Source organism: Nocardioides sp. JCM 18998 (assembly GCF_055391535.1).
In genome coordinates this window covers 3,904,895-3,921,157 of record NZ_AP043886.1, presented here as the reverse complement: position 1 = coordinate 3,921,157, position 16,263 = coordinate 3,904,895, and the positions used below count along the sequence as shown (strand labels likewise).

Sequence of the window (16,263 nt, the reverse complement as noted above, 5' to 3'; positions counted from 1 at the left end):
GGTAACAGACGCTCGCTTGGGTTCAGTGGTTTGGCAACACGCCGACCCCGTCCGGTCGGTCTCGTCCAGCCGCCACCACCGGGGAGTCCCATCACATGTCCGCCGTACGCCGCATCGCGGCAGCTGTTCTCGGGACGGCCACCGCCGTCGCCGGTCTGCAAGTCCTGACGCCCGACGCTGCGCACGCGGCTGTCAACCACCTGGTCATCAACGAGGTGTACGGCGGTGGCGGCAACACAGGTGCCCCGTACACCTATGACTTCGTCGAGATCTATAACCCCACCAGCGGACCGCTCAGCCTTTCAGGGATGAGCCTGCAGTACCGCTCTGCCACGGCGACCACCGCTCCGGGCACCTCGGGCGTCAACGCTCTGAGCGGAATCGTTGCGGCCCACGGTCACTTCCTCGTGCAGCTGGCTGCCGGGACGACCGTTACCGACAAGCCACTGCCGAACGTGGACCTTGCGATCACCACGTCGCCGTTGGCCCTGAGCGGCACCGGCGGTCAGGTGTACCTCGTCAACGGCACTGCCGCTATAGCTGCACAGACGAACGCTGCTGCACCGTGGACGTTCGCCCCGTCGGTGGTCGACTTCGTCGGCTGGGGCACGACGACGAGTGTCTTCGAGGGTTCGAACCATGCCGGTGCCACGGCGAACGCAACCTCCATTTCGCGCGGCACGCTGGGTGTCGACACTGACGACAACGCAGCCGACTTTGCTGCCGCGACGGCACCGACGCCGGAGGGCTCGGCGACGGACTCCACGGGCGGCGGCACCGGCGCCCTCGCGCTGGCCGCGATCGCTGACAAGTCCGGCTACCGCAAGACCCCGATCTCCTCGTTCACGGTGAGCGCGACGGGCGGCACGGCGCCGTACAGCTACAGCCTGGGTGGGGACGCTGGCAGCGGGCTGAGCATCAACGCGAGCACGGGCGCCATCACCGGTACGCCGACGGCCGTCGGCACGTACCACCTCTCCGTGACCGCCACCGACTCCGCGTCGGCGACGTCGTCGCAGAGCTTCACCTTCACCGTCACCAACCCGCCGGCGCTGGCGCTGTCTCAGATCAGCGACGTGAACGGCTATCGCAACACCCCGATCGCACCGATCTCGCTGGGCGTCTCGGGCGGCGTCGCGCCGTACATGTACGACCTGACCTCCGACGCGGACGGCAGTGGCCTGACGGTCGACGCCAAGGGCACGATCTCCGGCCTGCCGACCGCGCCCGGCACCTACCACCTGACCGCGAAGGTCACCGACAGCGACGACACCCCGTCGATGACGACGAAGAGCTTCACCTTCACGGTCGCGGACGGCGACACCGCCAGCCACGTCGTGATCGCGGAGGTGTGGGGCGATGGCTCGTACAACGGCAGCGCGTACAAGAACAACTTCATCGAGCTCTACAACCCGACCGACTCGAACGTCGACCTGAGCAATGACTCGATCGCCTACGTCCCGGCGTCGAACGCGACGCCGGCAGTGGTCGCACCGACCCAGCAGTCGGACCTGACCGGCATCATTCCGGCGCACTCGTTCTACCTGATCTCGGGAACCACCTCGAGCACCGGATGCTCGCCCACTGGGGGCGCCAACGGTGTCGATCTTCCCGCGCCGGACGACTACTCGACGCTGTGCTGGCACTATGCCGATGGCACCGTCGCACTTCTGGACACCCAGGATGCGACCGCCCTGCCCGGTGGCGACCTGACTGGCACGGACCATGTCGTCGATGCGCTCGGGTACGGCCCGACCACCGGGTATGTCCCGGTCGCCTATGAGGGTGCTGTCACGGGCAAGGCCACGAGCGGCTCGGCTGCAGCGTTGCGCTCTCCGGTCGGCAGCGACACGAACAACAACAACGCTGACTTCACGACGATCGCACCGATCGCCATCAACTCGAACGGTGACACCCAGCCGCAGCTGAAGCTCGCTCCTGTCGCGGATCAGACGGCGCTCACCGGTCAGACCATGGCGCCGATCGACCTGGCAGCCAGCGGCGGCGTCGGCACGATCGCGTACACGACCACGAGCGCGCTTCCTGCGGGCGTGACGCTGAACAGCGCCACGGGTGTGATCAGCGGGACTCCGACGGTGGCGGGTGTGTACCCGATCACCGTCAAGGCGGCGGACGGCCTCAACGACAACGCCTCGATCAGCTTCACGCTCACCGTCGGCAGCTTCCTCGTCACCAACCCCGGCGACCAGACGCTCGACACCAGCAGCGACGCCGACATCGAGCTCCAGGTCTCCCCGGCCACGAACAGCTACACCTTCGCGCTCAAGGCGGGCAGCACGCTGCCCGGCGGGCTCAGCCTGAACACGACCACGGGCGCGATCAGCGGCACACCGAGCACGGTGCAGCCGGCGACGCCGGTTACCGTGACCGTGACCAACACGAGTGATGCGACCACCGTCGACGTCACCTTCAACATCACCGTCACCAACAACCTGGTCTCGATCGCCACGATCCAGGGCACCGCCGCCAACGGTCGCTCGACGTACGCACCGGCCACCGGCACCGGGGCGGGCCAGACGGTCACCACGCAGGGCGTGGTGACTGCGGTCTGGGACGCGGGCTACTCCGGCACCGGCACCAGCGCCACCATCGGCACGCCGAACTCCGGCCTCTCCGGCTTCGTCATCCAGACCCCCGACGCCGACGTGGCGACCGCGCCGGCCTCCGAGGCGATCTTCGTCTTCTACGCCGGCACCGCCTTCCAGGGCAAGGACGCCCAGGGCGCCGCCATCGCGGTCGGCGACTCGGTCAAGGTCAGCGGCACCGTCAGCGAGTACAAGGCGGCCAGCGCCGCGTCCTCGGAGACCGCCACCGAGCTCACCGCCACGGTCGCGAACACGCACCGTCTCGCCAGCTCGCTCGGCACCGTCACCACCCAGACCGCGCTGCCGGTGCACTACGCCGACCGTGAGGCGCACGAGTGGGAGGCGTACGCGCCGACCGACGCCGTCGTGACCGACACGTACGATTTCGAGAGCGACGGCGAGCTCGGTCTCGCCAGCGGCGACAAGCCGCTGGTCCAGCCGACCGAGATCTGCAAGACCTCGAACGCCACCTGCATCCAGACCGCCGAGAACGACATCGTCGACCGGGGCTACTTCCTCGGTGACGGCACCAACACGTTCTTCACCTCGAGCAGCACGCACTACAACCCGAGCAAGAGCGGCAACAGCGCCATCCCGCTGCCGTACATGGACGCGACCCACTCGGCACGCGTCGGTGCCCACGTCACCGCGGCGCCCGGGCACGCGCTCGTGCTCGGCTATTGGCCCGACCTGTCCCAGACCGCTGCCACCCGCCCCGGCAAGTGGTACCTGCAGCCCGACCGCGCCGTCCTCGGCACGCCCGGCACGCAGACCACCGAGGGCACCCCGGACCTCGGGACCGACGCCGTGACGTTCGAGGACACCCGGACGACCAACCAGGCGCCGAACCCGGCGAACATCAACGCCGACGGCACCAGCAACCTGCGGGTCGCGACGTTCAACGTCGAGAACTACTTCACCGAGACCGGCGAGCAGTTCGCCGCCGACAACCCGGCGATCGGAAACTCCGCCGACGGCGTGAACTCCTCGACCACCAAGGGGTGCCAGTACGACTACGACCGGGCTGCCCACCGCGAGCTGACGTACCAGTGCGTCTCGCCGTTCGGCCAGGCCACCAAGTGGGACGACGTCTCGGGCAACCCGACGGCCTACAAGGCCGGGGCGATGAACGCTCCTCGCGGCGCCGCTCGTGACGAGGACTTCGCCCGCCAGACCGCGAAGATCGTGACCGCGATCAACGGCCTCGGCGGCATCGACACCCACGCCGTGAACCATGGTTCGGGGGCCGACATCATCTCGCTCGAGGAGATCGAGAACCCGATCAAGCTCAAGCGGGGCATCACCAACAGCCCGCTCTCCCCGGACCTGAGCAACCTCAAGGACCAGGGCCAAGGCACGCCGATCGCGAACCGTGACGAGGCGTTGAAGTACCTCGTCGACCAGCTCAACAAGGCTGCCGGCAGCGACGTGTGGGGCTACGTGAAGTCGCCCGAGGAGGCCACCGACGCCACCCCGTACACCCACATGTGCTCGATCCTGCGCGGTGACGGCGTGACCCCGATCGACGGCAACGCGGCCTCGCTCGCGAACGCGAGCTGCTCGTACGCCTCGGGCCAGGACGTCATCCGCTCGGCGTTCATCTACAAGAGGGCGACCATCGTCCCGGTGGGTGCGTCGGACATCGACTTCCCGGCCAACCCGATGAGCCCCGACGGCGTCGGCAACAACGCGCAGCCGACCTACAACGGCGCCACCCCGTTCGACCTGGCCCGCGAGCCGCTCGCCCAGTTCTTCAAGCCGAAGGGCTACCCGAACTCGGCCGGCTTCGCGGTCATCGTGAACCACTTCAAGTCGAAGGGTGGCACCTCCACCAGCGACGACCCGAAGATCACCGTCACCGGCGACAACAAGTCCGACCCGCTCGTGGGCGCATACAACACGGCCCGCACGGCCGAGGCCAAGGAGCTGGTCCGCTTCGCGAACGAGTTCGCCGACAAGTGGGACACCGACAAGGTGCTGATGGTCGGTGACTTCAACTCCTACACCGACGAGGACCCGGTCAACGAGGTGCTGAGCGACTCCCAGGGCGGTCTGGACTTCTCGCTGATCGAGTCGAGCGACACGAACGACATCACCTACAACTACACGTCGAACGTCAACGTAGGCACCGACGCGTCCGGCCAGCTGCACGTCGCCACGCCGAACACCAGCGGCACGTCCGGCACCGACCAGGTCGGCTACGGCACGGTCGGCTCGATCGACCACGAGTTCATCTCCGCGGGCCTCGAGTCGATGCTCACCGGCGCCGACGTGTGGGAGATCAACGCCAACGAGACCGACGCGTACGACTACGGCCGGTTCAACACCAACGCGACCGACTTCTACTACGGCACGGCACCGGGCGCGACGGTCCCGGCGGGCGCGACGCTCGCTCGGGACCTCGCGGTCGCCACCCCGTTCCGCAGCTCGGACCACAACCCGATGGTGATGGGGCTGAAGCTCCCGACCCTGGCGGATGCCGGCAAGGTCACCGACGTCCAGATCGTGGGCGTCAACGACTTCCACGGTCGTCTCATCGCCGACTCCTCCGACGGTGGCGCGGCCGCCCTCGGTGGCGCGGTCAACGAGCTGCGCGACGAGTACGGAGCGGACAAGACGCTCTTCGTCTCCGGCGGCGACAACGTGGGCGCCTCGACCTTCGAGTCGTTCACCGCGCACGACAAGCCGTCGCTCGACGCCCTGACCAGCATCGGTCTCGACGTCTCGACCGTCGGCAACCACGAGTTCGACGGCCAGGCCTCGCTCGGCGCGAACAACGTGGGCTGGAAGGACCTGGTCAACCGGCTGATGAAGCCGTACGACCCGACCACCAACCCGTACGGCCCGGCCGCGTCCGCCAAGGACCCGGACGGCATGCCGTACCTCGCAGCCAACGTGATCGACAACGCCACCGGCAAGCCGGTCGCGCCGCCGACCGCGGAGAAGTCGATCACCCTCGACTCCGGCAAGACGGTCAAGATCGGCTTCGTCGGCACCGTCACCCCGGACCTGGTCTCGCTGGAGAGCCCGGCGAACCTCGCCGGCGTCACCGTGCAGAACCCGGCCCAGACGATCGCGACGATCAACAAGTACGCCGACCAGCTCAAGCAGAGCGGCGATGCGATCGTCGTGCTGCTGACGCACGAGGGCGCGGCGTCGACCGACTGCTCGACGCTGCTCGACAGCGGCTCGTTCGCCAACGAGCTGAACGGTCTCGACGACAACGTCGACGCCGTCCTGTCGGGCCACACCCACCTCGAGTACGCCTGCTCGATGGACAAGGATGCGACGACGAGCAACCCGCTCACCACCCGCCCGGTCATGCAGGCCGGCTCGTACGGCGTGGCGCTCGCCCAGCTCGTCTACTCCTTCGACGCCGACGGCGTGCCGACCGACGTCACCTCGAACATCGCCGGCGTCAAGGGTCCGGTGAGCACGCTGTTCAGCGCGCCGGAGGACGCCGCCGTCGCCACGATCGTCGACCAGGCCGTCACGGCCTCGAAGACGGTCGGCGCGCAGACGCTGGGCAAGCTCGGCGGCCCGTTCGACCGGGCCCGGCTCAGCGACGGCACCGAGAACCGCGGTGGCGAGTCGACGCTGGGCAACCAGATCGCTGAGATCCAGCGCTGGGCGACGTCGAGCGACGACCCGAACGGCTACGTCTCGGCGACCAACGGCTCGGCGCAGATCGCGTTCATGAACCCGGGCGGTCTCCGTGCCGACCTCGAGGGCACCGACGCCGACGGCTCCGGTGACCTGACGTACCGGGCGGCGGCCGATGTCCAGCCGTTCGCCAACGAGCTGACCAACATGACCCTGACCGGAGCGCAGCTCAAGCAGCTGCTCGAGGAGCAGTGGTCGCGCGACAACATCGACAACGCCAAGGCCAACATCCCGGCCCGGCCGTTCCTGAAGCTCGGCATCAGCAAGGGCTTCACGTACACGTACCACGAGGTGGCGGACCCGGTTCACGCCGGCGCGAAGCTCGGTGTCGTCGACGGGATGTGGCTCAACGGCGCCCCGATCAGCCTCACCCAGCACTACAGCGTCACGGTGAACTCGTTCCTGGCCAGCGGCGGTGACAACTTCTGGGTGCTCGCCAACGGCAGCAACCAGGAGGACACCGAGCAGACCGACCTCCAGGCACAGGTCGACTACATGAAGGGCTACGCGACCACCGCCCTGCCGGTGGACGCCTCCCAGCGCGGCGTGCAGCTGACCTTCCCGACCACGGACAACGTGCCGCCGGCGATCACCGGTCAGGACCAGGCGATCTCGTTCGACCTCGCCTCGCTCGACATGACCGGCAAGTCGGCCGCCAACACGGCGGGGGACAAGCGGGACGACACCCTCTCCGTGATGCTCGGCACGACGAAGATCGGCAGCGCCACGGTCACGCACGGCAACAGCACGCAGCCGTACGACGACCGCGGCACCGCCCACGTCGCCTTCACGTTGCCCGCCGGAGCAACCGGCGCGCTCACCGTGGTGGGTGACACCACCGGCACCGTCGTCGAGATCCCGCTGGATCTGCCGAAGACGGCCACCGCGGTGAGCGCGACCGACCCGCAGGCCGTCACGGCCGGGTCGGGCTCGGTCACCGCCACGGTCTCCTCCGACGACGGCAGCCCGTCCGGCTCGGTGGAGTTCAAGGACGGCGACACACTGCTCGGCACGGCGGCGGTCGGCGCCAACGGGATCGCCACGCTGTCCCTCGCCTCGGCGATGCTGGCGGGCGGTGCGCACACCATCACCGCCACCTACACCGGCAGCGCCGGCTTCGACACCAGCACCACGACCTTCACGCTCAACGTGACGGCGATGCTGGTGCTCGACACCCTGCCGGCGCAGACCTGGACGGCTGGTACGGCGATCACCCCGGTGACCGCCACGGCCACCGGGGGCACGGCACCGTACACCTACTCGGCGACCGGCCTGCCGGCCGGCGTGAGCATCAACGAGTCGACCGGTGTCATCAGCGGCACGCCGACGGCGGCGGGCACCGGCTCGGCGACGATCAGCGTCACCGACGCCGCCGAGCGCAGCACCGGCGTCGGGATGGCCTGGACGGTCAACCCGGCGAGCACCGGCGGCGGCGACACCAGCTCGTCCCCGTCGCCGACCACCTCGCCGAGCCCGACCACGTCGACCAGCCCTTCGACGTCGCCGAGCCCGACCACGTCGTCGTCGCCCACCACCAGCCCGACCACGGGAGGGCAGGGCGGCCACGGCGTCACGATCAAGCCGGGCAACCACCAGGTCACGTTCAAGCACGGGCACGCCACCCTGACGATCAAGGTCAGCACCGGCAAGGGCGCTGCCAATGGCGGCAAGATCAAGATCCGCGGCAAGGGCATCCGCGGCGGCGGCGTGGTCCGGCACGGCAAGGTCGTCATCGTCCTGACGAAGGCCACGCCGGGCAGGCACAAGGTCCGGATCGTCTATGCGGGCACCGCCACCACCCCGGCGAAGACCATCACGACGATCGTCCGGGTCCCGCGGCACAAGCACTGAGCACCCCTCAGCGCGGACCAGCAGCGCCGGTCGGTACGGATCCTCGTACCGACCGGCGCTGCGGCGTACGCGGGCCGGCTCAGCCTGCGTCGGCGAGCGCGAACGCGGCCTGGATCAGCGCCAGGTGGCTGAACGCCTGCGGGAAGTTCCCCACCATCCGCTCGCGGACGGGGTCGTACTCCTCGCTCAGCAGCCCTACGTCGTTGGTCAGCCCGACGAGTCGGTCGAAGAGGGCGTGCGCGTCGTCGAGGCGCCCCGCCATCGCGTACGCGCTCACCAGCCAGAACGAGCAGGCGAGGAACGGGTGCTCGTCGCCGGCGAGGCCGTCGACCCCGCTGGAGGTGCGGTAGCGCAGCACCAGCCCGTCGCGCATGAGGTCCTGCTCGATCGCCGCGATCGTGCCGAGGACGCGTCGGTCGTCGCCGGGGAGGAAGCCGACGAGAGGCAGCATCAGCAGCGAGGCGTCGACCTCGGTGGTCGCGTCGTGCTGGACGAAGGTGTTGCGCTCGGCGTCGTACCCCTCGGCGAGGACCGCCTCGCAGATCTCGTCGCGGATGGCACGCCATTCCTCGACCGGGCCGTCGAGCCCGTGCCGCTCGACGGCTCCGATGGCGCGATCGAAGGCGACCCACATCATGACCCGGGAGTGGGTGAACTGCCGGGGCTCGCCCCGGATCTCCCACAGCCCGTTGTCGGGCTCGCGCCAGTGCTCGGCGAGCTCGCTGATCAGGGCGCGCTGCATCGCCCAGGCGTTCGTGTCGGCGCGGCCACCGGCGTCCCGGTCGGCGGCGAGCGCGTCCATCAGCTCGCCGAGCACGTCGTGCTGGACCTGCTCGACAGCCGCGTTCCCGATCCGCACCGGCCGGGACCCGGCATAGCCCGGCAGGTGGTCGAGGGTGCTCTCCGGGAGCCGGCGGCGCCCGTCGATGCCGTACATGATCTGCAGATCCTGCGGGTCACCGGCCACGGCGCGCAGCAGCCACTCGCGCCACAGCGTCGCCTCGTCGACGTACCCCGCCCGGATCAGGCTGGCGACCGTCAGCGACGCGTCGCGCAGCCAGCAGTAGCGGTAGTCCCAGTTGCGCTCGCCGCCGAAGTCCTCCGGCAGGGAGGTGGTGGGCGCGGCGACGACTCCACCGCTGCGCGAGTCGGTCATCAGCCGCAGCGTCATCAGTGAGCGCAGCACGACGTCGCGGTGCGGCACGTCGGTCGCGCAGCGCTTCGCCCACTCGTGGTCACGGTCGATGGTCTCGTGGGCGGTGCGCAGCACCTCGGGGAGGTCGGCGAGCTCGGTGAGCGGGTCGTAGGAGGGCAGCCAGGTGGTGACGAAGGCGAGCTCGTCGCCCTCGTTCACGTCGAAGGTGTCGCTGTGCTGGTGGTCGACCGCGCGTGGCAGCCGGGGACCGCGCAGCACCAGCATGTCCGGACCGGCGGTCGCGGTGATCGCGTGCTGCCGGTTGATCGAGCGCCGGCGCACCCACGGCAGCACCCGTCCGTAGTCGAGCCGGACGACCCAGCGGTGGTCCATCGTCACGGTGCCGGCCACGCCGCGCACGATCCGCACCAGGTCGGCCTGGCCGTCGCCCTCCGGCATCAGGTCGGTCAGGGTGACCTCGCCGGTCATGGTGGTGAAGGTCGTCTCGAGGGCGGTCGAGGCGCCCAGGTAGCGGCGCCTCACCTGGTACTCACCGACCGGGACGAGCTGCCAGTGGCCGTGGTCGTCGCTGCCGAGCAGGCCGGCGAAGCAGGCCGGCGAGTCGAACGACGGCAGACACATCCAGTCGACCGAGCCGTTGGTTCCGACCAGCGCCGCGGTGCGCCTGTCGCCGATCAGTGCGTACTCCTCGATGGGCAGAGCCATGGGGGTGAGGTTACGTGTCAGACTCCGTTTCATGAGCGAGCCGCCGCTGCCGACCCGCGTCCACCTCGCGCTACGTGCCGCGGGGCAGACGCTTGCCACGGCCGAGTCGCTGACCGGCGGGCAGCTCGCCGCCACGATCACCGCGGTGCCCGGGGTCTCGGAGACCTACCTCGGTGGAGCAGTGACGTACGCGACGGCGCTGAAGGTCTCGCTCCTCGGAGTGCCGGAGTCGGTGGTCGAGACGTACGGGGTGGTCTCGGCGCCGTGCGCCGCCGCGATGGCGGCGGGTGCCCGCGGGCTGACCGGCGCGACCTGGGCCCTGGCGACGACCGGGGTCGCGGGACCGACCGAGCAGGAGGGGAAGCCGGTCGGGACCGTGTACGTCGGACTGGCCGGTCCGGGGCTGCTCGATGCGGTTGAGCTCAGGCTCGACGGCGACCGGCCGACGATCCAGGCAGAGACGTGTGCACGAGCGCTCGCCGCGCTCGAGTCGATCTTGATCGACCGGGTACCGCGGGAATCAGGCGGCCTCGGGTAGCGTTGGCACACCACAGCGATGGACGGTTCGAACACAGGAGGCAAGCCGATGGTGCTGTTCCGGCGGGTGCTCGGTGAGGTGCTCCGTGCTCAGCGCGTGGATCGCGGCATGACGCTGCGCGAGGTCTCCGCGGGTGCGCGGGTCAGCCTCGGCTACATCTCCGAGATCGAGCGCGGACAGAAGGAGGCCTCCTCGGAGCTGCTCTCCTCGCTGTGCAGCGCCCTCGACGTCACCCTCTCGACGGTTCTGCGTGAGGTCTCCGACGCGGTCGCGGTCGAGGAGGCCGCGCTGCGGCCGACGCCGATCCCGGTGCGCACCGCGTCCGACGTGGTGGCCTCCGCAGCCTGACCGCGGTCGGTCAGCGCTCGGGCTGGCAGGACGGGCAGAAGTACGCGGGCCGTGGCCGGCCCTCCTCGCCCATCTCCAGGCGTCGTACCGGGCCCGCGCAGCGCGGGCATGCTGCGCGGCTGCGCCCGTAGACGGCGTTGACCGGTGGTCGACGGGTCATCGCTTGGTCGAGCTTGAGGTGCGCCACCCGGAGCATCCGGGTCAGGTCGGGCACCTTCGCGACCGGGATGGTCGGGTGGACGCCCATCGTGAAGCAGACCTCCGCGGCCCACATGGTGCCGAGCCCGGCGAGGTTGCGTTGGTCGCGCAGGGCGTCGAAGACCGGTCGCTCCGGCTGCTCGCGCAGCCTGCGAGCCGCCTCCGCCTCGTCCCAGTCGGGACCGAGCAGGTCGGGACCGAGATGGGTGAAGGCGGCGGTCTCCTCCGATCGGGGGAGCAGCTCGACGAGCCCGAGCTGGAAGCCCACTGCCAGGGCCTGCTCGGTCGTCAGGACCACCCGGGCCAGATGCGAGGCCTTCGGCCAGCGCTGATGTGGGCGCAGCGTCGCCCATGAGCCCTCCATCTTGAGGTGGGTGTGCAGCGTCCAGTCGGTGCCGATGCGGGTCAGCAGATGCTTGCCGCGGGTGTGCGTCGACTCCACCCGTTGTCCGCTGAGATCGACGGTGGCGAGCTGGGGGACGCGGAAGTCGCTGGAGGTGAGCGTCTGACCGGAGAGCGCCCGGTCGAGTCGACGCGCCGTACGCAGGACCGCGTCGCCCTCAGGCACCGGGCTGACCCTCGCGCAGCCGCAGCCCCCGGGGCGAGGCGACGAAGCCGGCCTGCTGCAGCGCCTGGCGCAGCGGGGTGTCCCCGGAGCCGAGAAGCGGGGCTCCGTCGGCCTTCTCCACGGTGAGCCGGCCGAGGGCACCGCGGCGTACGGCCTGGGCGAGCGCGCCGGCGGCCGCGGCGAGCGGCGCGAGCTCGTCGGTCCACGAGAGCAGGGTGCGGCCGCCCCGCTCGACGTAGAGGGCGAGGGAGCCGTCGACGAGGACGACGACGGCGCCCGCCTTGCGGCCGGGCTTGTGGCCGATCTCGGCGGGCTCGGAGGTCGAGCCTGTCGCGACCCGCTCCGGCCACGCCAGGGCGGCGCCGTACGGATTGGCCGGGTCGGTCGCGGCGAGGCAGACCACGGTCGGCTCCCGGCCGTCGGCGTCGTCGGCGCTGAGGGTGAAGGTGCGGAGCCGGTCGACGGCCCCCGCGGTGCCGAACTGGGCTGCGCCGAGGCCCTCCACGAAGTATCCCCGTCGGCACCGCCCGGACTCCTCGAAGGCGGAGAGCACCTTGTAGACCGCCGCGAACCCGCCCGGCACACGCTCGGCCGTGACGGCGCCGCGGGTGACGACGCCGTAGCGGTCGAGGAGCCGCTCCGCCGCGGCATGCGCGCGCCGGGTCGGATCGGTGTCGATCGGGGGCAGCAGCGACCACCGGCCCGAGGTCTCCGGTGGCCCGGTCCGGATCGGCATCCTGGGACGGCTGCCGGCCAGTCGGGTGCGCGGCGCGGGCCGGCGGGAGCGGTGCGCGGGCGTACCGGAGCGGGTGAGGGCGCGCAGTGGCGCGAGGGTGTCGTTGCCGATCCGGCCCGCCCAGGCCAGCTCCCACAGAGCGGCGCTGAGGGCAGCATCGTCGGTGGCCCCGACCGCGTCGGAGAGCTGCCGGAAGAACCAGGCGCCGCCGGGGGCCAGGGCCTCGAGCAGCAGGTCGGCGAGATCGCTCTGCTCGAAGGGCTGCGTCTCGGGCAGGGTCAGATCGGCCGTGTCGGCCAGGTGCAGCGAGACCCATCCGTCGCTGCCCGGCAACGGACCGTGCCCGGCCCAGAGGACCTCACCCGAGGCCGTCAGCTCGTCGAGGAACGCCGGCTCGTAGTCGCGCACGCGGGCGGCCAGCACGAGCGGCTCCAACGCGCTGGCCGGGACGGGCGACCCCGCCAGCTGCTCGATCGCGGTCAGAACCCCATCGACACCGCGCAGCCCCCTGCTCGCCCCCGGACGCGCTGCCCTCGGATCGATCGGCGCGACCCGCTGCCAGGCCGGCAGGAAGCGGGCCAGCGTGGTCGGCTCGACCGGCTCGATCTCCTTGCGGAGCCGGGCCAGCGAGCGGCGCCGCAGCGTGCGCAGGACGTCGGCGTCGCACCACTCGGTGCCGGACCCACCGGGGCGGAACTCGCCGTCGAGCACCCGGCCACGGGCCGCGAGCCGCTGCAGGGTGTGGCGCACCACGGCGACGCCGAGGCCCAGCCGCTCGGCGACCTGTTCGGCGGCGAAGGGACCGTGCGTGCGAGCGAAGCGCGAGACCAGGTCGCCGACCGGGTCCTCGACGGGCTCGGCGAAGGTCGCGGGGGTGCCGGGCGGGACCGGCACCCCGAGGCCGTCCCGCAGCCGAGCCACGTCCTCGATGACGGCCCAGCGCGGCTCGCCGCTCATCCGGACCTCGACGATCCGGCGGCTCGTGCGCAGGGCGCCGAGCCATTCCTCGATCGGGGACCCGTCGGCGGAGCGATCCCGGACCTCGGCGGTGCTCAACGGCCCGATGAGTCGCAGCAGGTCGGCGACACCCTCCTCGCCGCGCGCCCTGCGATCGGGCGCGGTGCGCTGCAGCTCGGACTCGACCTCGGTCAGCACGTCCGGGTCGAGGAGCTCGCGCAGCTCGGCGCGGCCGAGCAGCTCGGCGAGCAGCCCCTGGTCGAGGGAGAGCGCGGCGGCCCGCCGTTCGGCGATGGGCGAGTCGCCCTCGTACATGAACTGCGCGACGTAGCCGAACAGCAGGCTCCGCGCATAGGGGCTGGGCTGCGGTGTGGCGACGTCGACGACCTGCACCTCACGACGCTCGACCCTGCCCAGGAGCGTCACCAGGGCCGGCAGGTCGTAGACGTCGCGCAGGCACTCGCGGACCGCCTCGAGGACGATCGGGAAGCTCGGATACTGGGCCGCGACCTCCAACAGGGACGCTGCCCGCTGGCGCTGCTGCCACAGCGGCGAGCGACGACCGGGATCGCGCCGCGGCAACAGGAGGGCGCGGGCGGCGCACTCGCGGAAACGGGAGGCGAAGAGGGCCGACCCGCCGATCTCCGAGGTGACGATGTCCTCGATCTCGTCGGGAGCGAAGACCACCACGTCGCCACTCGGTGGCTCGGCCTCGGTATCGGGGATCCGCAGCACGATGCCGTCGTCCGAGGCGACGGCCTGGCCGTCGATGCCGTAGCGCTCGCGCAGCCGGGCATTGATCGCCAGCGCCCACGGAGCATGAACGGGGGTGCCGTAGGGGGAGTGCACCACCAGGCGCCAGTCGCCGAGCTCGTCGCGGAAGCGCTCGACCACGATGCTGGTGTCGCTCGGCAGGGTCCGGGTCGCCTCGATCTGCTCGTGCAGGTAGCCCAGGAGGTTGCCGGCGGCGTAGTCGTCGAGGCCGCTCGTCATCACGCGCTCGGTCGCCACCGGGATGGGCAGCGCTGCGAGCTCGCGGGTGAAGCCACCGATCGCCGCCCCGAGCTCCGCGGGCCGACCGAGCTGGTCGCCCTTCCAGAACGGGAGCCGTCCGGGGATGCCGGGCGCGGGGGAGACCAGCACCCGGTCGTGGGTGATGTCCTCGATCCGCCAGCTCGTCGCGCCCAGCGCGAAGACGTCGCCGACGCGGGACTCGTAGACCATCTCCTCGTCGAGCTCGCCCACCCGCTTGCCGCCTGCGGCGCTCTCGCCGACCAGGTAGACCCCGAAGAGGCCACGGTCGGGGATGGTGCCGCCGCTGGTCACCGCCAGTCGCTGCGCCCCGGGGCGGCCGGTGAGGGTGCCGGCCACCCGATCCCACACGATGCGGGGCCGCAGCTCGGCGAACTCGTCCGAGGGATAGCGCCCGGCGAGCAGGTCCAGGGTGGCGTCGTACGCGCTGCGTGGCAGGGCGGTGAAGGGCGCCGCCCGGCGGACGAGCTCGAAGAGCTCGTCGACCGGCCAGACGTCCACGGCGGTCGCAGCCACCACCTGCTGGGCGAGCACGTCGAGGGGATTGGCCGGAACGGCGAGCGACTCGATCTGGCCGGTCCGCATCCGCTCGACGGCGACGGCGGTCTGGGCGAGGTCGCCGCGGTGCTTCGGGAACAGCACGCCGTGCGAGACCTCCCCGACCTGGTGGCCGGCTCGGCCGACGCGCTGCAGGGCGCTCGCAACGCTGGGCGGCGACTCGATCTGGACGACGAGGTCGACCGAGCCCATGTCGATGCCCAGCTCGAGGCTGCTGGTGGCCACGACGGCCGGCAGCCGACCGCGCTTGAGGTCGTCCTCGATCAGCGCGCGCTGCTCCTTGGAGACCGAGCCGTGGTGCGCCTTCGCGATGATCGTGCCCGGCTCCGCGGACGGTGGCGCGGCGAGGCTCGACATGCCGGCCTGACCCATCGCCTCGGCGGGCGGCCGCCGCTCCGCTCCGGTCTCGACGCCCGAGGCGATCTCGTTGAGCCGTGCGGTCAGCCGCTCGGCCAGGCGCCGTGAGTTGGCGAAGACGATCGTCGAGCGATGCTCGGCGATCAGCCCGGCGACGTGCTCCTCGACGTGTGGCCAGATCGACCCGGCGCGCTGGGGATCGCCCGCGTCCTCGTCGTACTCCCCGGGGGCTGTCATGTCCTCGACCGGCACGACCACGCGCAGATCCCACTCCTTCGACGACGGCGGCGCGACGATCTCCACCGGCGCCTCGCCGCCGAGGAAGCGGGCCACCTCCTCCAGGGGGCGCACGGTCGCAGACAGGCCGATCCGCTGGGCGGGCCGGTCAAGCAGCGCGTCGAGGCGCTCCAGGCTCAGCGCGAGGTGTGCTCCGCGCTTCGTCCCGGCGACGGCGTGCACCTCGTCGATGATCACGGTCTCGATGCTGCGCAGGGTCTCGCGGGCCTGACCGGTGAGCATCAGGAACAGCGACTCGGGGGTCGTGATGAGCACGTCGGGTGGGGTCGTGGTCAGGCGGCGTCGGTCGGCCGCCGTCGTGTCGCCCGACCGTACGCCCACCCGCACCTCGGGCACCTCGAGTCCGAGCCGGGCGGCCGTGTGCGTGATGCCGGCGAGCGGAGCGCGCAGGTTGCGCTCGACATCGACCGCGAGTGCCTTGAGCGGTGAGATGTAGAGGACCCGGCAGCGCTCGGCCTTGGCCGGCACGGGCTGGGTCATCAGCAGGTCGAGGGACCAGAGGAACGCGCTCAGCGTCTTGCCCGACCCGGTCGGTGCCACCACCAGGGCATGGCGCCCCTTGCTGATCGCCTGCCACGCGCCCGCCTGGGCGGGCGTCGGCGTGGCGAACGCCGCTGTGAACCACTCCCGGGTGGGCGCGCTGAAGGCGTCGAGGGGATCGGTCACGGCCGGCTCCGATGACATGGCGTCCAT

The 16,263-nt window shown here is 71.0% G+C and carries 6 protein-coding genes; 3 read left to right on the top strand and 3 right to left on the bottom strand.

Annotated elements, in window-relative coordinates; all coding sequences use genetic code 11:
- Positions 1-95: 95 nt before the first annotated feature.
- Entirely contained in the window at positions 96-8,120 is an 8,025-nt protein-coding gene (locus tag ACZ5L9_RS18460; RefSeq protein WP_464530603.1) for a putative Ig domain-containing protein, read from the top strand.
- A 79-nt stretch (positions 8,121-8,199) separates the two neighbouring features.
- Here ACZ5L9_RS18460 and ACZ5L9_RS18455 read toward each other — a convergent pair whose 3' ends face one another.
- On the bottom strand, positions 8,200-9,981 hold the full coding sequence (locus ACZ5L9_RS18455) for a glycoside hydrolase family 15 protein (protein WP_464530600.1): 1,782 nt from the start codon (positions 9,979-9,981) through the stop codon (positions 8,200-8,202).
- 31 nt (positions 9,982-10,012) lie between these two features.
- Here ACZ5L9_RS18455 and ACZ5L9_RS18450 point away from each other — a divergent pair, with 31 nt between their 5' ends.
- Together ACZ5L9_RS18450 and ACZ5L9_RS18445 are read left to right on the top strand one after the other, a co-directional pair.
- Positions 10,013-10,519, top strand: a complete 507-nt coding sequence (locus ACZ5L9_RS18450; RefSeq protein WP_464530597.1) for a CinA family protein — start codon at positions 10,013-10,015, stop codon at positions 10,517-10,519.
- Positions 10,520-10,567: 48 nt separating this feature from the next.
- On the top strand, positions 10,568-10,867 hold the full coding sequence (locus ACZ5L9_RS18445) for a helix-turn-helix domain-containing protein (protein WP_464536922.1): 300 nt from the start codon (positions 10,568-10,570) through the stop codon (positions 10,865-10,867).
- Between the two features lie 10 nt (positions 10,868-10,877).
- Here the strand turns inward: ACZ5L9_RS18445 and ACZ5L9_RS18440 are convergent, their stop codons facing one another.
- On the bottom strand, positions 10,878-11,633 hold the full coding sequence (locus ACZ5L9_RS18440; RefSeq protein ID WP_464530594.1) for a DNA-formamidopyrimidine glycosylase family protein: 756 nt from the start codon (positions 11,631-11,633) through the stop codon (positions 10,878-10,880).
- The gene (locus ACZ5L9_RS18435; RefSeq protein ID WP_464530592.1) at positions 11,626-16,254 is read right to left on the bottom strand and encodes an ATP-dependent helicase; all 4,629 of its coding nucleotides are present in this window, start codon (positions 16,252-16,254) and stop codon (positions 11,626-11,628) included. Before ACZ5L9_RS18435 ends, ACZ5L9_RS18440 begins: the two co-directional genes overlap by 8 nt.
- Positions 16,255-16,263: the final 9 nt, after the last annotated feature.